Source organism: Salinivirga sp. (assembly GCF_035268865.1).
In the GTDB taxonomy this organism is placed as follows: domain Bacteria; phylum Bacteroidota; class Bacteroidia; order Bacteroidales; family Salinivirgaceae; genus Salinivirga.
Genome location: NZ_DATFKB010000134.1, coordinates 1 through 23552, shown reverse-complemented (window position 1 = coordinate 23552; position 23552 = coordinate 1). Strand labels below are relative to the sequence as shown.

The following is a 23552-nucleotide window of genomic DNA, read 5'->3' as shown; positions in this document are numbered from 1 at the left end:
TATTTCCTTTGGCATAAGCTGCAAACCAGCAGTAAAGCGTTAATTGTTTCGCCTTATTTCACCAATCTCTTTATTCAGTTCCCTGATTTGTGCATCCTGCTGCTCTGTGAGTTTGCGTAAACGCTCTACTTCCGACTTTTCTTCTGTCCCATCGCCAAGGCGTATTTTAAAGTCACTCAATATGTTCATAAAATTAATATAGGCTTCATATGGAGAGCTGTATGGATTGAAATACTTATGTACATCTCCATCAGAGAACCACTTGGTGCACATGTAGTAAAAATGGTCGCTTGTTTGCAGGTATCGCCAATCGCGAATGATGTCGTCCTCGTCAGTTGCTCTTACAATTTTCCACAATGCATATAATTGCTCAAATGCATCGTCTTGTAGTTCATTCCCGAGCCATGCAGTGAGATCGCGCTCTTCATCGGCCCAGGAAATGGGTTCGGGTATGTGTAACGGACCTACCGGTTGCAGTTGATCAATAGCTTCCGAAGGTGTAACAAATTCCATATCGGTTTGTCTGAAAACAGCCTCAGGCAAGGCACGCATAAAGTTAAAAATACCTGTCTCAGCCCATTGATGTTCGCCAAAAGTCTCATAATCCATAAAAAGATTGACAATCTCTTCCTTACCATCCATAGTGCGCAGCCATTCGACATATTTTTCTGTGGTTAATGGCCATTGTTCCCAGTCACGATTCGAGAAACGGAAAGCAATATCATCACTCATTTGAAAATTCTTGAGTAATAACTTAAGCCTGGGATTCATTGTATTGGTATACACATAATTTGGGCTTTTCCAGGCCATAATGTGTTTGGCTCCCTCTGTTAGCATTCCTTTATAACCCATATCAGCGACAATTTCCCCGATATGATCGGAATAGATAAGCTCCGTATTTCGAAATACTGTTGGCGTTTGATTAAAATGCTCCTCAACTTTTTTAACCTGATTTTGCACCTGAATATTAAATTCATCTCTGTCGGTGAGGGAAGCAAGCGAGTGGGCATAGGTTTCGGCTAAAAACTCTACATGGCCTGTTTTGGCAAGTTTTTTAAAGCTCTCCAGTACATCGGGGGCATACATTTCCATTTGGTCAATAGCCACCCCACTTATTGAAAATGCCACCTTGAATCTACCTTCATACTTTTGTATAAGATCAAGTAAAAGCTGATTCATAGGCAGGTAGCACTTTTCAGCTACCTTCCTCATTATACTTTGATTGGCAAAACCATCGTAATAATCGTGGTTTCGCCCAATATCAAAAAAACGGTAGGTTCTTAACCTAAAGGGTTGATGTACCTGAAAGTAGAAACATATTTTCTTCATATCTGTTAATTTTTTCCAAATTTGTGCTTTAGTCTGTCACATCATAATACCAGATCAACAAGTATTTAATTTAATGTAAAAGCTTTCAACCTAAGGTGGTTGTTTGAATTACATCTTGATAAACCTGAACAACCTCAGCTGCAGCCTTATCCCACTTTAAATTATTTACTTCAGTTTTACCAAAGCGTTTGAATAATTCAGCAACGCCTTTGTAATTAAGTAAGCCATAAATTGAATCGGCCATTCCGTCAATATCCCAAAAGTCAACTTTAATGGCGTGTTCAAGTACTTCAGAAACGCCTGATTGCTTGGATATAATAACAGGCACATTTGACCTCATTGCTTCGAGGGGAGAAATACCAAATGGCTCTGAAACAGAAGGCATTACATAAACATCACTAATCGAAAACATTTTATGTACAAACTCGCTTGAGAGGAAACCTGTAAAATGAAACCGGTCAGAAATTCCAAGCTCAGCTGCCCTCCGCACCATACGGTTTAGCATATCGCCACTACCAGCCATAACAAATCTGATATTCCGGTCATGATCCAGCACTTTTTTAGCGGCTTCTATAAAATAGTCAGGACCTTTTTGGAATGTAATTCGGCCCAAAAAGGTAACTACTTTTTCTCTTACACTCCTGTCGCCATCACCGGGGCTTACTTTCGGGGGCTCAACCGCATTATATACGGTAGTAATCTTATCCAATGGTATGTAATATCTCTCGTTCACAATAGAGCGAGTCAGGTTGCTTACTGTGATCACCCGATCGGCAGCAAGCATACCTTTCCGTTCAATATCAAATACCTGTTGATTTACATGCTGCCCGCTGCGGTCAAATTCGGTGGCATGCATGTGCACGATTAGCGGTTTTCCACTTACTTGCTTAGCTGCAATGCCGGCTGCGTAGGTCAGCCAATCATGTGCGTGAATAACATCAAAATCGAGATTTTTGGCCAACACGGCGCCAATAAGGGCATAACGACTAACTTCCTGCATGAGGTCGTTGCCATATTTCCCTGAAAATTTAAAGCGTGTAGAAAACACCCTTTCTTCAATTTCCTGGTTCGAGAGAATATCGGTAGATACGATCCGTTCAAATTCTTCTGGTGAAACATAGGGAATTAAATTGGAGCCAATTTCAAGGTATTTGACTTTATCCCAAAACTCTTTCATGCTTTTTTCGCGAATATCGAACTCCACATCCCCGGCAGAATGAAACCTACCTATGCTCTGATCTTCGTCGCCATAAGCTTTTGGCACAACAAAATCAATTTCTACACCATGACTTGCAAGGCCCTTTGTAAGGCCATAGCATGCTGTTCCGAGTCCACCACTGATATGTGGAGGAAACTCCCAACCGAACATTAATACTCTCATCGACAACCGTAGTTTTAGCGTTATTTTGGTTTAGTTTTGTTTCAACACGAGTAATTCCTGAATCATCATTCGAATTTGCAAAAGTGCAGCGATACTGGTGGCCTGGGAGATTGCTCCTCTTGGATAATGGGGCGGGTCGCCATCGTAAATTTCTGCAATCGTTCCTATCCCGTAGTCATTCATATCCTCTTCAAAGGCATGGTAAATTTCCATTATTTCATCAAGCGCTTTTACTCCATAAATTTTATAGTTGGCTTTAACATAATACTCGAGTAACCAGGGCCATGCTGTGCCTTTATGAAAAGCACGGTCACGCTCATATTGATTACCTTCATACTGTGGCTGATATTCGGGATTTGCAGGGGATAAAGTACGCAACCCCTTTGATGTAAGCAATTGCTGTTTTACCGTTTTAATTACTTGCTCACTTTGTTCGTCGGAAAGCATACTAAAAGGCAATGCTGCAGCTATAATCTGATTCGGTGTAACATTCCAGTAAACTTCCTTTGTTGAAGCATAGTCAGCTAAATAGCCTTTTTCATCATCCCAGAAACGCGATAAGAATGAACTTTTTACCACATCCAGGTAATAAAACCAATCTTCAGTAAATCTTGTGTCTTTCTTCTCTTTAGCCTTATTGTAGGTATACTGCAATGCATTGAACCAAAGCGCCTGCACTTCGACGGGCATACCTTTCCTTGGTGTTACGGGTTTCTCTTTTACTTTTGCATCCATCCAGGTAAGCGGAATGTCGTCATCGCCGCCGTAAACCAGGGCATAATCGTTCATTTTTATATTATGCATAGTGCCGTCTCTGTAACCATTTAAGATTTTTTTCATTACAGCACCGTATTTCTCATAAATATCAATCCGGGGATCAGCTTTTTCCAGTTCCTGCAGCACATTAAAGAACCAGAGTGGCGTATCCATCTGATCATAACGCTCGGAGTTATAGGCTAATGATGTTGGGAATAGCGGACCATTCATTCGTCTGATAAATGTATTCAGAATTTTTTTACAGCTATCCACATCACCAATTGATAATGTAACGCCGGGCAAAGCAATCATGGTTTGGCGGGCATTACTTCCGTACCAAGGAAAGCCTGCTACCAGGCTGGTTGTTTTATGATGTCGCTCAATAAACTGCTGAGCGCTATTAATAAGGCAATTCTCGAAACTTACCCTTGGAGTTCTTGTTTTGCGCAAACTGGTAAACCTGTGTTTTATACCTGTTGGTTTCATTTCATCTACACCGGCAGCAAACACAATACTTTCGTTTTTGCGAAGCCTGACCTCAAAAAAACCTGGTGTAAACAGATCTTCCTTATACTCATAGCCGCGCTTTTGCTCCTCAGCATATTCTACGTTGTAATACCAATCAGGTACATGAATATATTCCGGTTCGCTATTAATCTGCAGGTATAAAAACGGATAACCTTCATATAATTTAATGCGAATGCCATTTCTAACCATTTCAGCTTTTGTATTCGCATACATATTGGCTTTCGCCAGGCTATGCACATTTCTAAAAGTTAAAAAGGGTCGTAAACGCAGTTTTATGGGAGCAGATGTTTCAACTACTTCATAGCGAATCAGAATGCGGTCATGTTCATTGTCAAGAATTTTTTCTTTGGTTATCACCACATCACCAATATTGTATGTAACCACAGGAATATCTTCTGCATCAAAATCCTGTATATATTTGTGTCCTTTAGGTTGATACACTCCACCAGCATACTTATGGATGCCAAGATTAAACTCCATATCCTTATGTACTATTGTGGCATCCAGGTTATTAATTAATACATGCTTGCCATCGTCGACCTCAGGTACCTCGGTAACCAAAAGGCCATGATATTTTCGCGTATTGCAATCAATTATACTTGAGCAGGCATAGGATCCTTTGCGATTAGTTCGCAACAACTCCCTGTTTAACGCGTATTCCAGATTTATTAGCTGGGATTTGTCGAATTTCAAATAACTCATATCTCTAAAATTGGATATTTAACAAAATAAAATTCACACACTATTTGATAAAATCCTGTCAAACAGGTTTTTTATCTTGTCTAAATTTCCGACAATTTTTTGAACTCACAAAAATTTATATCATTAACTTTCATTAAATTTGCGTTAAAAAAATATGAACGAATTGAAAAACCTATCACCGAAACTAGTTTGGTCCTATTTTGAAGAAATTTGTCAGGTACCCCGTCCCTCAAAGAAAGAAGAAAAGATAATCGAATATCTTGTGAATTTTGCGAAAAAGCACAACCTCGAACATCGCATTGATAAAGCAGGTAATGTGCTAATAACCAAAGAAGCCACAAAAGGTTATGAAAAACTGGAAACCGTGGTACTGCAGAGCCATATGGATATGGTTTGCGAAGCCAATAAAGATAAAAAACACGATTTTGACAAAGATCCTATTGAACCTGTGATCGATGGTAACTGGGTAAAAGCCAATGGTACTACGCTAGGCGCAGATGACGGCATAGGAATGGCAGCAGAACTTGCCATTTTAGCTGATGATTCCATTGAACACGGGCCAGTAGAGTGCCTCTTTACAGTAGATGAAGAAACCGGCCTTACAGGCGCTTTTGCTCTTGAACCCGATTTTTTCAAAGGTAAATACCTCGTAAACCTTGACTCTGAAGATGAAGGTGAACTATTTATAGGTTGTGCAGGTGGAATCGATACCCTGGCCACTTTTACCTACAAGGAAAAAGATTTGAAAGCTGATCACCAACCTTTTACAATAAATATTACGGGCCTTAAAGGTGGTCACAGCGGAGATGAAATTCACAAAGGCCTTGGAAACAGCATCAAAATACTTGTGCGATTTCTACAGAATGCACAGGTAAAATTTAAAATAAGACTTGCAGAAATTGATGGCGGAAAAGTGCGTAACGCTATTCCACGCGAAGCAATGGCTGTTTTCACAGTTGATAAAAAATATGCTAAAGATCTTCAGGCTTTCTTTTCAAAATTTGAGGCCGATATTAAAAATGAATTAAAAACAACCGAACCTAACTTAAAGCTTACGCTTGATCAGGAAGGCAATCCGGAATCACTCATTGACAAAGAAACTCAACAGAATTTACTCAACGCACTACATGGTGTAAGACACGGAGTATTTGAGATGAGTCGTGATATAGAAGGATTGGTAGAAACATCTACCAACCTGGCCAGTGTAAAAATGAACAATAAAAACAAAATCGATATTGTAACTTCACAGCGTAGTTCAGTAGATTCTGCAAAACACGATGTCAAAGAGACTGTAGCTTCAGTTTTCCGTCTGGCAGGAGCAGAAATAAAGCACAGCGACGGTTATCCGGGATGGGAGCCCAATACAGATTCAGCCATTCTGAATGTGACCAAAACCTCGTATGAAAAACTGTTTAAAAACGAACCTATTGTTCGTGCTATTCATGCAGGGCTGGAGTGTGGCCTGTTTTTAGAAAAATATCCATATTTGGATATGATTTCTTTTGGTCCCACGATTCGCGATGCGCACTCTCCAGACGAAAAAATTGATATTGAAACCACACAAAAATTCTGGGATTTACTACTTGATATACTGAAAAAAATCCCTGAGAAAAAATAAAATGCAACCTTAAAAAGCGGGTTATATTGTATCGGTTTACAATACAATACCGCTTTTTTTATATACTAAAGCCCACATGATTGCAGAATATTTCACTTCACTCGATCCATGGTCATGGCAAGCTATAAGCATGCTAATAGGTGCCGGATTTTTGGTGGGAGTTATTAATACCATTGCCGGAAGTGGAACTGTAATAACCTACAGCCTTTTCATGCTCATGGGCCTCCCGGCCAACATGGCCAATGGTACTGTGCGCATTGGCGTTATTATGCAAACGCTCGCCGCTACCCTAACTTTCAAAAAAGCCAAAATACTCGAACTACGCAAAGGCTTCTTCATAAGCCTGCCCATTGTAGTTGGATCTGTTGTAGGAGCACAAATTGCGGTGTCAATACCGCATGATATATTTGAAAAAGTACTTGCTGTAGTACTTATTTTCATGGTTGTATTTATATTTTTCGATCCTTCAAAATGGATTCACGGCCAACAAATACTCAACAACAAAAGACTTGGATGGTGGCAATACTTGCTATTTTTCTTAACCGGAGTCTATGGCGGATTTATCCATATCGGAGTAGGTATATTTTTATTAACCGCATTGGTACTTGCAGCCGGCTATGATCTGGTAAGGGCTAATGCAATAAAAATAATGGCTGTTTTTCTTTATGCCCCTTTTGCACTTGCTGTTTTCATAATTAACGGAGAGGTAAATTACCATTTAGGATTAATTGCTGCCATTGGAAATTTAATTGGTGGAATAACAGCATCAAAATTAGCTATAAAAAAAGGTGCTGGATTTATCAGATGGTTTCTAATTGTGATTATCGTTCTCTTCGCAATGAAATTATTGAATATATTTGAAGTTTCTTAATGTTGTAGTATATGCTGAAAAAAATTACAATTTTTCTGGTTACAGCTCTTCTTATCGGATTGAGCATTGCCGGATACCTTGCCTGGAAATATGTCTATAAAAGCAATGTAGATCTGACAGAAGATCAGATCTCTTTTTATATACAAACTGGCAACAATTATGAAGATGTGCTTGACAACCTTGACAGTTTGGAAATTATTGACAATCGTAACACATTCGATTGGGTAGCAAAAAAAATGAACTTTCCCAGTCATATTTATCCGGGTCGGTATATCATTCGGAACGGACTTAACAACAGGACACTAATCAAACTATTGCGTTCCGGCAAACAAACACCAGTAAAGATTACATTCAACAACATTAGAACGCGACCACAGCTAGCCGGAGTGCTTGCCAACCAGGTGGAGCCCGACAGCACGCCCATAGCTGAAAAAATGCTAAATGCAGAATATGCACAAAAATTCGGTTTTAATATTGATAACTTTGGCTGTATGTTTTTACCTAACACATATGAAGTGTATTGGGATATTGATACAGAGAAAATATTTAACCGTTTTTATTCAGAATATAACCGCTTTTGGACTGAACAGAAAAAACAAAAAGCTAAATCTCTGGAACTTTCTCCAATAGAGATTTCCATACTGGCGTCTATTGTAGAAAAAGAGACTTCAGTTATGGAAGAGTATTCAACCATAGCAGGTGTTTATTTGAACAGGCTAAACAAGCGAATGCCATTACAGGCAGACCCAACAATTATATTCGCACATAAAGATTTTTCCATTAAGCGCGTACTCCATAAGCATTTAGAAATTGACTCGCCTTACAATACCTACAAATACCGTGGCCTACCACCCGGTCCAATTTGTATACCTTCAATACAAGCCATTAACAGTGTATTAAACAATAAGTCGCATAATTATCTTTATTTTTGCGCCAAAGACGATTTTTCGGGCAGGCATGTATTTGCCAAAACACTTAGGCAGCACAACCAAAACGCCAGAATGTATCGAAAAGCATTAAACAAAAGAAAAATATACAATTAACACCAGTCTACTAAAAATTTGAAATTCAGAAAACCCAAAAAATCAGCTTTACGCACTTTTTTAAAAGCATTAAAAAAAGTGCTGTTTATTTGTGTTATATCGTGGTTTGGTTTAACCATACTTATGCTGGCCTTAAGCTTTACCAGCTTACCTTTTTGGGGTATGTACCAACTTTCAAAACCGGGTTCAGCCTACAGTTTTGAGCCTGAATATATAATATTTATGGGTGGATCAGGATTTCCAGGGAAATCGAGTTTAATGCGTGTTTATTACACCAGTAAACTGGCACATGAATATCCCAAAGCCAAAATAGTTGCAGCTTTTCCGGGTGACCCTAAAAAGAGTGATGGAATGCTAAGCAAAATTAGCAAAGAATTTAAGATAAGAGGTATTGACTCAACTCGTTTAATCTTTGAGCCTCAGGGCACGAATACACGCTGGCAAGCAATGGAGATCAAAGAAAATATTATCACTAATCCCAGTGACAATATGGTTATTGTATCATCTCCAGCCCACATTTACAGGGCATTTAAGGTTTTTAGTTCATTAGGTTTTGAAAACATTGGAAGTTTTGCCTGTTTTGAACGCAATATAAATGTATCATTACAATTCGACTCAGAAGATATTGAAGGGAAAGCATATTTGCCGGATATTGGCGCTAATCAACAGTTGCGTTATCAATTCTGGAATCATTTGAAATATGAAATTGTGCTGCTTCGGGAATACGCAGCTATCACCTATTATTTTTTACAAGGATGGATATGAAAATCAACAAATTAAACACACTGTAAAATATTAACCAATAAATATTTTATAAAAAAACGAATAGCATAATTTGAATAAATTATAACTTGCGCTCGCTGTGAGAAAAATCATATAACCAACGTAATCAGATAAATTATGGAAAGAATAAGACATGCACTGGACGCGGCACTAAAGGCATCACACTTAATCATGAAGTACTATGAGGGAGAGATTGAAGTGGAGACCAAAGCAGACCAAAGCCCCGTAACCATTGCCGATAAAGAGGCGGACGAATTGATACGAAAAGTACTGGAAGATACCGGAATTCCGATTTTAAGCGAAGAACATCCTATTCCTCCACATGATGAGCGCCTGCAATGGGAGCAATTTTGGATGGTCGACCCCCTGGATGGTACAAAGGAATTTATAAAAAAGAATGGTGAGTTTACAATCAACATTGCATTGCTGGAAAATAATGTTCCGGTAGGAGGAGTTATAGCGGCTCCGGCATCCAATATTGTATATTTTGGGGAAAGCGGTTACGGCTCATTTAAAAGCGAGTTGTCGCCAGAAACCGAAAACCTGAATGATATTTTTAAGAATGTAACACCCCTGCAACCAGAAGACTTTAAAAACGGCGATACACTGAAAGTTGCTGTTTCGCGCTCACACCTTGATGACACAACTGTGAAATATATTGAAAAACTAAAAAAAGACCATGATGTAGATACCACATCGGCCGGAAGTGCAATAAAAATTGGGCTTTTAGCAGAAGGGAAAGCACACATTTACCCAAGATTCTCACCTTGCATGGAGTGGGACATTGCAGCAGGTTTTGGTATTGTAAACCAACTCGATTTTCAATTTATCAGCACCGAAAACCAAAAGAAACTCAATTTTAACAAAAAAGATTTGCACGTAAATGGCTTTATTGCCCTAAGAGATAAAAAGTTTCTTTAATAGAACATTTGCAGAATTTATATAATTAACGTGAGTTAGATGTAAATTATAAAGTAAGCATAACCGGATTTTTAAAGATCCGGTTTTTTATTTAATTTTATAAAAAAACAACCATGCTGGGGTTTTGGGAATATATACGTGATATCTGGCCGCATATTTATTTAATTGTGTATTGGATCTATATTGCCATCATTGCACTGGTTATCATTTTTGTTATCACAGATGATAAAAGCCCGGTAAAAACACTTGCATGGGTAATGGTACTCATTTTCCTACCCATAGCCGGGTTGGTGCTTTACATATTTTTCGGACAAAACTTTCGCAAACAAAAAATCTTCTCGCGCAAGGGCCTTGAGGATTTCAGGCAAATAGAAAAACTTCGCTTTGAGCAGCTTCAATATTTAGACCGGCCGGAAATTACACATTACAGACCGGCTTATAAAAAAATGCACATTATGAAGTTGCTCCTAAACAACAGCAAATCAATTATATCGCAAAACAACAAGATAAAAGTATTAAACGATGGTAAAGAAAAATTTCCGGAACTAATTAGTGCCCTAAAAAAAGCTAAACACCACATTCACATCGAGTACTACATATTTGAATACGATAGTATCGGAAAAGAGATTTGCGATATACTAATAGAAAAAGCAAGCAAAGGTGTAGAAGTACGCATGATTATTGACCATGTAGGAAGCTGGCATTTCCCGAACAAAAAAATAAATGCACTTAAAGCTTCCGGCATAAAATTACAGAAGTTTATGCCGGTTACATTCCCGTATTTTACCAGTAAAATTAACTACCGCAACCACAGAAAAATAGTTGTAATTGACGGAAATACAGGCTTTGTGGGCGGAATAAACGTAGCAGAAAAATACATACACGGCACAAAACAACTTGGAGCCTGGCACGATATGCACTTAAAAATACAGGGCAATGCTGTGCACTCATTACAAACAGTTTTTTTAACCGACTGGTATTTCCTTACCAAAGAACTACCTACAGCTGAAATTTACTTTCCTGAGATAAATGAAAAACACGAAAGCATTGTACAAATTGCAGCCAGTGGTCCTGATAGCAGCTGGGCCGGAATTATGCAAACGTATTTTTCAGCTATTGCCACGGCAAGAGAATACATTTACATAGCAACCCCCTACCTCCTGCCCAATCCCGCCCTGCTAACTGCCCTCAAAACAGCATCGTTATCAGGTGTTGATGTGCGGCTTATTATTCCACGCAAAAGTGATTCAAGAATTGTTACCTATGCAAGTCTCTCTTTTATATCGGAATTACTCAATGCCGGAATTAAAGTCTATTTTTTCCAGGAAGGATTCATTCACAGCAAAACCATGGTTGTAGACAGCATAATGTCATCTGTGGGTACGGCTAACCTCGATTACAGAAGTCTCTCTGTAAACTTCGAAGTTAATGCCCTCATTTATGATGAAACAACTTCGCAACGACTCAGAGATATTTTCATGAGCGACCTTGCAAAAAGTACACTCATAACGAAAGAAAACTGGAAACAACGCAGTAAAATCACACTGCTTAAGAGCAGCATTGCCAGAGTGTTTAGTCCGTTAATGTAATTGCCTGGCATTACCTTATTTTGTGGGAATATTGCATTATGATGTTTTGAAAAAACAAAAACCATTACATTTGTGAAAAACACGTAAACCATGACGTTTCAAAATCCAGCAATACTTTATGGCCTTGCTTTGGCAGCATTGCCACTCATTATACACCTGATTAATCTGCGTAAATACCGCAAAATGTATTTCAGCTCGCTGTGGTTTCTTAAAAATATACAATACCAAACGCGCAGATCCAGAAAAATTCATGAATGGATAATTTTACTCCTAAGAACACTGCTTATAGCCAGCCTGGTTATGGCATTTGCCGGACCAATTATTACGACAAATACAAACAAAAAATCACAGGCACTTCACCTGATAGTAGACAACACCCTAAGCATGCAGGGAAGCAACCAAAAAGGAAATTTATTCGATCAGGCAAAAACCAAAGCCTATGAGGTTTGTGATGCACTGGAAACAAATCAACGCGTAAATATTCATTTCACAGCAGCTGCAAATTCACAATGGGAGCTTTCACCTCAACAGGCAAAAGAAGTTTTAAGTGCAGCAGAGCCAAGCCATGGTGCGAGAAAAATCAACTCTATAGTTAAAAACATTTATAAAAAAAGCAATATTGCACCAAACCTTGTAATATTATCAGATTTTCAGAAAAACATTTTACAACCTGATACAATTTTCCGGGACAGCACGCTTTCAATAAATATTGTAAAATATAGTAACGAAAGTCATAATATAAGCATTGACACCATGTGGTTTGAATCTCCGCTCCAAATACCCGGTCAAAACGCGATGCTCAACATACTTATAAAAAACCATGCAAATGATGAAATAAACGAACTACCGGTTAAAGTTGAAATAAATGGCGAGCTACTCTCTGCAGGAACAGTGAGCATTGACCCTATGGCTCAAAAGGTTTATAAAACAACTGTAGAAATCGAAGATTTGGGACAATTAAAAATAACCGCACTTGTTGATGATAATCCACTCTCTTTTGATAATAATTACTATTCAGGAGTTAATATTTCATCAAAAGTTAAAATTATTGAAACAGGAGCAAAACCATCACCATATTTAAAAGCCCTGTATGACGAACCCGGATTCTTTGAACATGAATTTCTACCTGCTGATAATATCCCACTGTCGGAAATAAACCAGGCACAAACAATAATTGTACATCAACCAGTAGAAATAAGTCCGGGTCTGGGTAACGCCATTGCACAAGCCATTCCAGCGGGTAAAAACATCCTGATTATACCGCAGGTAAAAGAAACACCAGCTGAAATCAACCAACTTTTAGAAACTTTAAGATTACCGCAGATAGACAAAACGATAGAAGACTCGACCACAATAAAAGAGATAAATGTTGGGCATCCCCTATTTAACAATGCCATTGAAGCCTTCGATGAACAGATGAATTTGCCTGCAATAGAAAATTATTATCAATTAGCCTCTGAAAGCTCCTACACGCCGGTTATATACAATGATTTGAATCAGGCTGTACTTTTTCACATGAAAAGAGGTAACGGCAATGTGTATATGTTTACTTTTGACGCACTCAAAAGGCAATTTGCCACGCATGCACTATTTGTTCCACTGTTTTACAATGCTGCGTCAATACGAAATAAAAATACAATTCCCTCAATAACAAGCAATGAACCAGGTACAATTAAACTGACTGGAATTAATAAAAGAGGCGACAGCCCAATAAAAATAAGACATAAAAAAGGAGAATTCATACCTTACATGTACAAAAACCCAAACGCCACCATCCTGGCCGTGCGCGAAAACCAAATAACCAGGCCGGGGTTTTATGACATTGTATTAGAGGATTCTATAGTTAACCTTCTGGCTGTTAACCATCAGAAAGATGAATCAAAAATGGATTTTTATGGTTCAGAAACCCTGCTGAACCAGGTTTTCAATTATGGATTGGCCAATAATTTTGATATAGATGCTGCTGCAGAAGAAATACTAAACCCTGTACAAAAATTATGGCGGTATTTTATTATTATCGCACTGATTATGATCATCTCAGAAATTGCCCTAATTTACTTTAAAGAAAAAAGTTATAAAACATAATCGAAATTATTCAAACTTACTTGCTTTAAGGCAAAACATTCCTATTTTTGCCCTTCAATTACTAGTTATAATATCCTAAATTGTTATAAAAATGGCAAAAATGACGGCTCAGGACTACATGGACCGGGAAAGCAAATATGGTGCACATAATTACCACCCACTTCCCGTAGTACTTGAAAAAGGTGAAGGTGTTCATGTATGGGACACCGATGGTAAAAAATATTATGACTTTCTGTCATCATATTCTGCTGTAAACCAGGGACATTGCCACCCAAAAATTATAAATACGCTCAAAGAACAGGCTGAAAAGCTTACACTTACATCAAGAGCCTTTTATAATAACGTATTGGGTGAGTTTGAAGAGTTTGTTACAAAGTATTTCGGTTACGAAAAAGTATTACCGATGAATACTGGCGCTGAAGCTGACGAAACAGCGCTTAAACTATGCCGTAAATGGGCATACGAGAAAAAAGGTATTCCAGAGAATGAGGCCAAAATAATTGTTTGCGCCGACAATTTCCACGGAAGAACTATATCTATTATTTCCATGTCGACCGATCCGGATGCCCGTAATGGATTTGGACCTTATACACCCGGATTCGTAACCATCCCGTATAACGATACCGAAACTCTGGCAAAAGAACTGGAAGATCCGAATGTGGCAGGTTTCTTAGTTGAACCCATTCAGGGTGAAGCAGGTGTAAACGTACCAGAGGATGGATTCCTGAAAAAAGCATATGATCTTTGTAAAGCAAACAATGTGCTTTTTATGGCTGATGAAGTACAAACCGGTATTGCACGTACAGGAAAAATGCTGGCTTGCGATCATGAAAATGTACGCCCCGATGTATTGATTCTTGGTAAAGCAATCTCTGGTGGTGTATACCCTGTATCAGCTGTTTTAGCTGACGACGACATCATGCTTGTAATTAAGCCCGGCGAGCACGGTTCTACCTTTGGTGGAAACCCTGTAGGTGCCCGTGTTGCAATGACCGCACTTGAGGTGGTTAAGGAAGAAAAACTGGAAGAAAACGCTGAACGCCTCGGAAAAATTTTCCGTGAAGAGTTTGAAAGCATCCAATCAGATATGATTGCCAAAGTACGTGGTAAGGGATTGCTTAATGCAGTAATCATTAATAACAAAAATGGTAAAACCGCATGGGATGTTTGTGTAGCCATGAAAGAGCATGGTGTACTGGCTAAACCAACCCACGGTAATATTATTCGCTTTGCTCCTCCATTGGTAATCAATGAAGAACAGCTTCGCGATGCAATGGACAATATAAAAGCGGCATTCAAAGAATTCGAATAAACCTGATTTTTTATAATATCCAGAAAAGCAGCCTCGTTTTGAGGCTGTTTTTTTTTAGCCCTGTTTTACTATACAGGTATCGAAAAATAAAAAGTACTTCCCTTGCCTATTTCACTTTCAACCCATAATTCTCCACCCAGCAACTCAACAATGTTTTTGCTGATAGCCAAACCCAGTCCAGCTCCACGATATATTTTTGTAGTATTCTCTTCGAGTTTTATAAAGCGATCAAAAATGTAGTCTATTTGTTTTTGATTCATACCAATACCAGAATCCTTAACAAAAAATACAACCTTGCGCCCGTCAAATTTATCCTTATCACAGGAAACTTCCACAAAACCCGACTCCGTAAACTTTAATGCGTTGTCAATGAGGTTTATAAATATTTGCTGCAATCTAAATGGATCTGTATATAACACAAGGTCATTGTTTGATTGGCAAATAGTGATTGAAATATCTGACTTACCCATTTTTTCTTTCTTGTCCTCATAAACAGGTATTAATTTCCCAAGCAAATCACTTACAGCAACATGCTCTTTTTTAATTGACAGTTGCCCGGATTCAATTTTTGCAATATCAAAAATATCATCGATAAGCTTTAGCAAGGTTTCGTTGCTATGGTTCATGTTAGAATGTAATTCATTCTTGGTTTGCTGATCAATATCCGGATCTGCAAGCAAGTCAGAAAAGCCAATTATGGCATTAAGTGGCGTGCGAATTTCATGGGACATATTTGCTAAAAATGCAGACTTTAATCGATCTGATTCTTCAGCCTTGTCTTTTGCCCTTTCCAACTCCATTGTACGCTCTTTCACAAGACTTTCTAAATTATTTCTATGCTTTTCCAATTCTTCTTTTTGGGTAAATAAAACCTCGTTGGCAGCACTTAACTCCTCATACAATTGCTGAATTTCTTCATTTTGCTCTTGCAACTGTAAACTTTTATTCTGAATATTCTCCGTTTTTTGAGAAAGCAACTTATTGATTCTTGACTTTTGAACCCAACCCCGAACAATTATAATAATAAAAATAAGTAAAAGGATAATACCGACAATAAGGGAGTTTCTTATTAATTTCTGTCGCTTCAACTCTTCCTCCTGCAATAATCTGGCCTCTTCTCTTTCTTTTTCATATTTGTAATGATACTCTAGACCAATTGTTTTTTCAAGATTTTTTTCATTATAAATACTATCATTTAACCTTTTATGTACCACATGATTATTATAGGCTTTTTTATAATTATTAAGAGCAGCATGTATTTTCGATAATTGCAGGTATACATCTTTTTGAATATCGAAATAATCATTGTAAAGTGCATATTCAAGACTCAGCTCTGCATATTCAAGTGCCTGCTTATAGTTTTTCTGGAGATAATAAACTGATGCTAAATCTTTATATAAATAACTTTGCCCGTAAATATCCTTAATTTCAATTGTTAGTTCAAGCGCATTATTTAAATAAGTTAAGGCTGAATCGTACTCGCCTGTGTCTCTATATACCTCACCAATATTATTTAGTCCTATTCCAACACCACCTTTTATGCCTAATTCTTTATCAATTACTAAAGATTTTTTGAAATATTCCAATGCTTTTTCCAGGTTCTTTTGCTCATAATAAATTACTCCCAGGTTATTTAAAGTGAAGGATTCGCCCCGTTTATCATCAAGTTCCTGAAATATTTCAAGTGACTTTACATAATATTCTTCAGCTTGCTTGTAGTTTTCCTGATCACTGTAAATAACACCTATGCTATTTAAGCAATCTGAAATACCTTTTTTATCATCTATTTTTTCACTTATGGTAAGCGACCTTTGATAAAAATCCAGGGCCAGTGGATAATTTGCTTTCATATCGTAATGCAAGCCCATCAAGCGTAAGCTTCTGGCTTTACCCTTATCATAATCAAGATGCTCCGACAACGATAATGCCTCCTCGGCCAGGACTTTAACAGTATCTGTATTTGTTAAATATAAACTATAACCAAGATTATTCAACAATTTAACCCTGATGGTATCTGTTTTTTGGTGTTGAGAGAGCAGCAAAGCAAGCGAATCTGCTTTTCGATTTTGTCCATAAAGGCTGCAAAAATGAAAGGAGAATAGAAAGAGAAGAACTATTTGGAGAATAGTTTTCATATGTTTATTTTTAATTTTCAAAGGTCATTACCTGTCCCGACACCAATCGGGATGGAACCGCATGATGTAAAATAATCATTCCTGCGTGTGTGTTTAATAATTATTTTAATCATGTTTGTTTCATCTGTTTATAATTTTTGGTTTTCTGAAAATGAAGAAACTATCTGCCATTTAGCGGACTTCATATTCAGGAACTCACATGAATTTATTTTAATCATAATCGTGTGTGTTTTGATTAAAAAAAATCATGTTCGATTCATTTAATTGGTTTATCTTATAAAAATAAAACAATTAACGAAAACACCAATTAGTAACAAGTTGCAATTGTATTTTTTCTTTTAAATCATTAATTACACTATCAGAGCAACAATGTGGCTTAAATCATTTACCATTGCAACATCAGCATATTGTTAAGGATGTGTTTTCCCTGGCCAGCGGTGCCTTGCAATAATGATGAGTCTGTGTTTTATAAAAAGACCTCACCTCTCCGGCAAATGTTTATCTTTGCTTTGAATTGTAAATGCAACCTATGTTTTCAAAAGAGAAAATCGTCATACGTTTTAACCGGATTTTAAGAAATATTTTTTTTCATTTTTTCTTTTGGTTTGCGAGCTTCCTTTTCTATGCTTTTCTTACGGGCGAAAACCAAATATTTAAGGTTTACCTTAATTTTTTAGAAGTTGACAATACATATCTGGTAATGACTGTGTTGAGTATTTTCATCGCAGTGCTCTTTTCCATCATCGATGGCCTGTTCCCCTACCGGTTCAGACGATTTTTCCCGAGGCGACTTATTACTTTTTTCAAGTCCATTCTTTATCTGGCCTCGGCATTTATTTTAATACTCATAGCAGCGCGTTTACCCCTGACTACATTTACTGAAACCAATTACACAGAAATTTTAAACCAAATACCCGACATGAACATACATTTCGTGCGGTTCCTGGTATATTTTTATGTATCCGGTTTTTTAATTACCCTTTTTCACGAAATGATCAGACGCGTTGGTCGCAGAAATATACGCAACTGGGTCTTTGGGTTACTTAACAGGCCTGTTGAGCAGGAGAGAATTTTCATGTTTGTAGATATGAAAAAATCAACCACCATTGCCGAAAAACTTGGACATAAAAAATTCAGTCACCTGGTACAGGATGTGTTTAACGATATGGCCGTGGTTGACAATTACCGGGGCGAAATTTACCAGTATCTCGGCGATGGGGCAATTATTTCATGGAGTATAAAAGACGGTACTACACGCCTAAATTGTCTGAAAGCCTTTGTAGCCTTTAACCGCCTGGTGCAGAGGCGAAGCCGTTATTACAACCGGAGATACGGATTCGTACCCGAATTTAAAGCCGGAATGCATGCAGGCAAGGTAATGGTATTACAGGTTGGCCAAATTCGGCGCGACATCTCCTATAATGGCGATACCATCAATACAGCAGCACGAATTGAGTCTGTTTGTAATGACTACCGTGCCACACTGTTGATATCAGGTGAACTATACAACATGTTGCCGGAGAACAAGATTTTCAATTTCAGAAAACTCGATAACATCAAACTCAAAGGAAAACGACGCGGGGTAGATATTTATACGGTGAAAGTCAGTCAGCGAAAGAAATAGCGTTAAAAAATATTTGAATTTAAATTTAACCTGCGACAATTTGAAATCGGGGTTTGTGCTTTGTGTTATTTTGCCTGACCCTGCTTTTGAATATTTTTCTTAAGTAAAAAGGCAAGTAAAACGCCTGCTGCAGCACCAAACAAATGTCCTTCCCACGAAATCCATGGACGGGAAGGGAATACCCCCCAAACCAAACCTCCATAAAGCGCTACAACCAACACAGAGACAATCAATGATGTGAAGGAACGTGCTAAAAAACCTGCTGTTACAAGAAATGCCGCCAATGCATAAATTAAACCACTGGCACCGACGTGTGCTGCAGGCCGCGCTACTAGCCAAACAGCAATTCCGCCCAGCACAATTGAAAGCAAGATCACAAACCATGCCTGTTTGGGATAAAAGGCAAACAATAAGAATGTGAGGACAAGCAGTGGCAGTGTATTACTAAGGATGTGTATCAAATTTGCATGAATAAACGGACTCAGAAATATACCTTTCAATCCGTTCACCGAGCGAGGTACAATACCGGAGTGATTAAAATCGTAGGGGACCAGCAAATCGGCGATGTACACCACCCAAATTACACCCAACAGAATCAGGCTGATCTTCAGTGCTTTTAGTAGTGCTTGTTTTTTCATAACCAAATTAATTAATAAAGATCCCAATTACCATTAAGGTAATATTTATACAATACCGGATTATGAATTTTGTTGACTTCAACTTTTCCTACTTCCTGACCATAATAATCTTTCCCAAAGGATGTGATCAGCTTCATGGCTTCATTATTGATCCAATGTGTTTCAATATCATCAAATTGAAGTTTATGCAAATGTGCTTTTACACGTTCATTAGTGCCCTCTTTAACACCCATTATCCAGCCCCATTCGCCAAGCGTAAGAATTTGGTTGTGTAACTGAACTGTCTCAAATCCTGCTGCTGCTACGGTTTTATCAATACAGCGGAACGCCCTCGTAGCAAAATATGGACTACCTGCCTGTGTTACCATCGCGCCGCCGGGCCGCAGGTGCTTGTAGCACAGCCGATAAAACTCTTTAGAATACATTCTTCCCAGCTCAATTGTTTTCGGATCGGGCAGGTCAATAATAATTACATCATAAAAGCGGTTGGTTTCACTTAAAAATTTATAAGCATCTTTATTGACTATACTCACCCTAGCATTATTCAAAGCATTTTCATTCATTTCAACCATTACCGGATGGTTCTTGCCCAACTCCGTCATCACCGGATCAAGATCGACCAGGGTGATTTGTTCGGTAACTTTATATTTAAGTACTTCCCGGGCAGCGCATCCGTCGCCTCCACCTAAAATGAGTACTTGCTGCGGATACTGTACCGTTTTCATTACGGGATGCACCATAGGCTCATGATACATGGCTTCATCAAGCGTACTTAATTGCTGATTTCCATTGATAAAAAGCCAATAATTGTCCTTCCACTGGGTCATTACAATTTTTTGATAACGACTCTGCTCCTCAAAAATAACCTTGTCTTTATATTTTTTCTGCTCACCAAAAAGGATAATGGGCTCGGCAACAAAAAAGCCCAGAATAATAGTTGCTCCAACCACTATAGAAGCCAGTTGCACGGAAATACGAATATGCTTTTTGATTTTGGGCCTTAGAATGAAAAAGAGTGAAAGTGCCACCACAAAATTGATCATTCCAAGTACAAAAGGCGTAAATGTAATCCCAAGGTAGGGCAAGCCAATAAAAGCAAAAAATAATCCCCCGGCCAGGCTGCCGTAATAATCCTGCTCCATTACAGATGAAATATTGACCCTCAGAATTTCAAATGAATTGTTGAGCCTGATTACAAGTGGAATTTCCATACCAATCATAAGACCAATTAGAATACTGAGCGTATAAATTATGGCACCCGTGTAAATTGTAAATGCTGCGGCAGTATAGGCAATAATCGATGAATAGGCCACTACAAGAGAGAGTGCAAACTCAATAAAAATGAAAATTTGCAATAAATTCCCCTGAAAATACTTACTGATGCGGCTGCCAAGCCCCATTGAGAACATCATGATACTTACAATGAGTGTCCATTGCATTACAGAATCGCCAAGAAAATAGGTTGCCAGGGTTGAAAGGATATATTCGGCCACTATGCCCGATAGTCCGGTAGCAAAGATGGCCATTTTTAGAATCCGTGAACGGAAAGGCATAAAAGATTATTTTAGATTTTTCATTGTTGAGCGGACAACGATTTGCTTCCTCTCAACATACTGTTTTTATTTGAATTTATGTCAATAAGCCTCACAATACAGCCATACCAAACTATTTTAGCAAGGTATGGTATGGCTGTATTAAAGCTTTGTTTTTTATAAACACCAGGTTATTAAAACTGAACCACCAATATAGGCAAAGGCTTCTATCAGGCCTGCTCCTATGTTGGCTTTTTCCTGATTCACCAGCTCATCGGTAAGTTTTTGCCCCGGGAGTAAAATTTTGTCTGTCAGGAAACGGACCACTGGCAATAATATCAAACCCAGCACAATTTCGAACCCAACATCTGAAAAGGTTACCGACCAACTTTCAAAATCGCCAGCCAACGCATAACGTACGAGGTTGGCTATTGCTATAATTGCTCCTGCAAAACCTACACCTACAGCAACATTGTCTTTTTCTATTTCTTTGTGGATGCTGTAACTTGTAATAAGGTTATAAACCCAGGCAATGAAAATAACTGCCGCCTGACCTATAGCCCAAAATATTAAGGCAGTTACATAGCCCGACATGCCGGTATGGTTTTCTCCGGTAACAGCGCCCATTAAAACCAGACCACTTGCAATGGCATTGGCTGCTTCTACAACGCCTGTACCTGCATTTCTGTCGTCGACAATCTCTTTACGCACACTAAAATGCCTTAACAGAATTTTATCTGTAATAATAGTACTGAAGTTCAATAGCACAATGGCCATTAAACCGTAAGTGGATATATCGAACAGATCTTGCCACAGGCCGTGCGAAGGCCCGATAATGGCACTACCAACGGCAAGTAAAATACCGGTAAAATATCCGGCATGTGCAATGGCAAATGCCAGGTTATCTTTTTCTACCAATTCATTTTTCACATTAATTTTGGGGTGAAAAAGCTGATAGCTCACTTTACCAATTAAAAACAACACAAATGCATTTAAAAGGTATGCAACTGTATTAATCAGATAAATGATATATTCGTTTTGCAATAATTCTTCCATGGCTAATCTTTTTAAATATTAATGCCTTTAAAAGCGATTCACACTATTTTCCAAAGCCTCCGCCTCGTGACCGGTAACTGGAGGAACTGTATCGGGAACTGCTGCGTGTTCTGCGCGACTTTATAGCACTTTGCTTTACACGACTGCGCACCTTGGATTTGAATGTGTTACCTTTCCGGTTCCAGGCAGTAGACTGGCGGTTTTGGTTATACCGGCTCTGTGTACCGTAATAATTTCGGCCGTTTCTTGTGGGGCCATAATAACTTCTCGACCCATAGTAATTGCTCCTATAATTGTTATAGTAAGAGCGCTGCACGGGATTCGACATCATGTGAAACATGGAGCTCATAAAAGCATACCTCCCGTAAAACTCCCAGAAGGAATTCCCATTGCGATTAGTCCACTGGCCGTAACGTTGGTTTCCTACGTAGTGATTGTACCCGGGGGGTGCCGCTTTTTTAGTGAGCTTACCATCGACTTTAGCGGTGATTTCCATGCCCATGTTGTCTACGTGTTTTTGAAAAAACACGTCGCTTACGGTATACCAGGGTGTAATTTCAGCCAGCACGGTATCTTTTTTGGGAATAAGCACCTGGTACTGATGCTTGTAGTCATTCGAGCGTTCATCATAATTCATATCATACAAGATGATAGAAAAATCCTGCTCATTGCTCAGCTGTTTAACCAGCTTATCGACAGGTGATTTTTGGTACCTGGTCGGACTTATACACCCGGCAAGCAGAAAAATCATGCCTGTAAAAAATATATACTTTAAAATCTTCATAAACTATGCTTTTATATTTTACATTGTAATTTAGTTATTATTCTGCGGGCAAAATATTCGATATCTCAAATGGTTTGATGATTTTGCCCACTGAGGCTTCAAATTCTCGTTCGCCCCACTGTTCAAGGTCTATAACTTCGTCCTCATTTTCGTTTAAATAGGTCCACGAGATTAATTCTACCCAGGTATCTTTTGATTTGGTCAAATTACAAAAATATCCCGGTGATTCCTCTTCAAGGAAAAAGGTTTTATCATCAAACTCTATTTTTTTTGGTGGTTTTTCATCAGCCAATAGCTCTGGTAAATCTTCACCTATCTTTCTTATATTGGATTTCTGACTGAGCACCACAAAAAGTTCATCATCATCTTCCACACTTAAAAAATGTGTTTCGGAACCTGATGATATTTTGTATTCGTATGAAAAGAAATGGTCTCCCCAATCATATTTATAAACCTCCTGCACTTCCCAGGTTTTGAGGTCATATTCAAATACAAATCCCCTATCGAGGTCGGTAACCTGCATGTCGGTTACATCATATTCTTTTTTATTTTTCTTAAAACGATCGAAAAGACCCATTATATGTCGATATTATAGAAATATGGTGCACCCTGAGATGCACCATAGACAAATTATTTATTCAATTTTGCTTTCAAATCTGCAAGCGCATCAGATGCTTTGCTTTTCGGTTCATCTTTAAGCACATCATCAATTTCATCATCAACTGATTTGCTTTCATTGGCAATTTCGCCATAAGCTTCAGCCATAGCCTCTTGCTGATCGACTTTATCCTTCATTCGTTCCAGCCTTGCCACTGTACTGCTACTGTCGATATTCGACATTGATTTATTAATTTTCGAAGTGGCT

General features: G+C 38.3%; 19 protein-coding genes. 9 read left to right on the top strand and 10 right to left on the bottom strand.

What is annotated here, in order from left to right:
- Nucleotides 1-39 precede the first annotated feature (39 nt).
- From VJ937_RS08200 to VJ937_RS08190, 3 genes are all read right to left on the bottom strand, one after another.
- Entirely contained in the window at nt 40-1329 is a 1290-nt protein-coding gene (locus VJ937_RS08200) for a glycoside hydrolase family 57 protein (protein WP_324066412.1), read from the bottom strand.
- An 85-nt stretch (nt 1330-1414) separates the two neighbouring features.
- On the bottom strand, nt 1415-2710 hold the full coding sequence (locus tag VJ937_RS08195; protein ID WP_324066411.1) for a glycosyltransferase family 4 protein: 1296 nt from the start codon (nt 2708-2710) through the stop codon (nt 1415-1417).
- Between the two features lie 30 nt (nt 2711-2740).
- The gene (locus VJ937_RS08190; RefSeq protein WP_324066410.1) at nt 2741-4696 is read right to left on the bottom strand and encodes an amylo-alpha-1,6-glucosidase; all 1956 of its coding nucleotides are present in this window, start codon (nt 4694-4696) and stop codon (nt 2741-2743) included.
- 154 nt (nt 4697-4850) lie between these two features.
- Here VJ937_RS08190 and VJ937_RS08185 point away from each other — a divergent pair, with 154 nt between their 5' ends.
- The 8 genes from VJ937_RS08185 (at nt 4851) to rocD (ending at nt 14918) form a co-directional block, all read left to right on the top strand.
- Entirely contained in the window at nt 4851-6314 is a 1464-nt protein-coding gene (locus tag VJ937_RS08185; RefSeq protein WP_324066409.1) for an aminoacyl-histidine dipeptidase, read from the top strand.
- 76 nt (nt 6315-6390) lie between these two features.
- The gene (locus VJ937_RS08180) at nt 6391-7185 is read left to right on the top strand and encodes a sulfite exporter TauE/SafE family protein (protein WP_324066408.1); all 795 of its coding nucleotides are present in this window, start codon (nt 6391-6393) and stop codon (nt 7183-7185) included.
- A gap of 11 nt (nt 7186-7196) precedes the next feature.
- Nucleotides 7197-8228, top strand: coding sequence for an endolytic transglycosylase MltG (mltG, locus tag VJ937_RS08175; protein WP_324066407.1), 1032 nt, complete (start codon nt 7197-7199; stop codon nt 8226-8228).
- 18 nt (nt 8229-8246) lie between these two features.
- Nucleotides 8247-8993, top strand: coding sequence for a YdcF family protein (locus VJ937_RS08170; protein WP_324066406.1), 747 nt, complete (start codon nt 8247-8249; stop codon nt 8991-8993).
- 135 nt (nt 8994-9128) lie between these two features.
- On the top strand, nt 9129-9932 hold the full coding sequence (locus tag VJ937_RS08165; protein ID WP_324066405.1) for a 3'(2'),5'-bisphosphate nucleotidase CysQ: 804 nt from the start codon (nt 9129-9131) through the stop codon (nt 9930-9932).
- A gap of 113 nt (nt 9933-10045) precedes the next feature.
- Nucleotides 10046-11521 (top strand): cardiolipin synthase, encoded by a 1476-nt coding sequence (gene cls / locus VJ937_RS08160; protein WP_324066404.1) that lies wholly within the window; start codon nt 10046-10048, stop codon nt 11519-11521.
- Between the two features lie 90 nt (nt 11522-11611).
- Nucleotides 11612-13606: a BatA domain-containing protein gene (locus VJ937_RS08155; protein ID WP_324066403.1), complete on the top strand. Its 1995-nt coding sequence runs from the start codon at nt 11612-11614 to the stop codon at nt 13604-13606.
- 100 nt (nt 13607-13706) lie between these two features.
- Nucleotides 13707-14918, top strand: coding sequence for an ornithine--oxo-acid transaminase (gene rocD, locus VJ937_RS08150; protein WP_324066429.1), 1212 nt, complete (start codon nt 13707-13709; stop codon nt 14916-14918).
- A 68-nt stretch (nt 14919-14986) separates the two neighbouring features.
- Here the strand turns inward: rocD and VJ937_RS08145 are convergent, their stop codons facing one another.
- Nucleotides 14987-17053, bottom strand: a complete 2067-nt coding sequence (locus VJ937_RS08145; RefSeq protein WP_324066402.1) for a tetratricopeptide repeat-containing sensor histidine kinase — start codon at nt 17051-17053, stop codon at nt 14987-14989.
- A 529-nt stretch (nt 17054-17582) separates the two neighbouring features.
- Between VJ937_RS08145 and VJ937_RS08140 the strand changes: the two genes are divergently transcribed.
- Nucleotides 17583-18677, top strand: coding sequence for an adenylate/guanylate cyclase domain-containing protein (locus VJ937_RS08140; protein ID WP_324066401.1), 1095 nt, complete (start codon nt 17583-17585; stop codon nt 18675-18677).
- 65 nt (nt 18678-18742) lie between these two features.
- On the opposite strand, the gene VJ937_RS08135 is transcribed toward VJ937_RS08140, so the two are convergent.
- The 6 genes from VJ937_RS08135 to VJ937_RS08110 form a co-directional block, all read right to left on the bottom strand.
- Nucleotides 18743-19315 carry a rhomboid family intramembrane serine protease gene (locus VJ937_RS08135; protein WP_324066400.1) on the bottom strand — a complete coding sequence of 191 codons (573 nt, stop codon included), beginning with the start codon at nt 19313-19315 and terminating at the stop codon, nt 18743-18745.
- A gap of 11 nt (nt 19316-19326) precedes the next feature.
- Entirely contained in the window at nt 19327-20868 is a 1542-nt protein-coding gene (locus tag VJ937_RS08130; protein ID WP_324066399.1) for a polyamine aminopropyltransferase, read from the bottom strand.
- A gap of 156 nt (nt 20869-21024) precedes the next feature.
- Nucleotides 21025-21903, bottom strand: coding sequence for a DUF350 domain-containing protein (locus tag VJ937_RS08125; protein ID WP_324066398.1), 879 nt, complete (start codon nt 21901-21903; stop codon nt 21025-21027).
- Nucleotides 21904-21946: 43 nt separating this feature from the next.
- Nucleotides 21947-22687, bottom strand: coding sequence for a hypothetical protein (locus tag VJ937_RS08120; protein WP_324066397.1), 741 nt, complete (start codon nt 22685-22687; stop codon nt 21947-21949).
- A 37-nt stretch (nt 22688-22724) separates the two neighbouring features.
- Complete coding sequence (locus tag VJ937_RS08115) at nt 22725-23264, bottom strand: DUF4178 domain-containing protein (protein WP_324066396.1); 540 nt, start codon at nt 23262-23264, stop codon at nt 22725-22727.
- 53 nt (nt 23265-23317) lie between these two features.
- Nucleotides 23318-23552, bottom strand: a 235-nt coding sequence (locus VJ937_RS08110) for a PspA/IM30 family protein (protein ID WP_324066395.1), incomplete at its 5' end; no start/stop codon positions are given.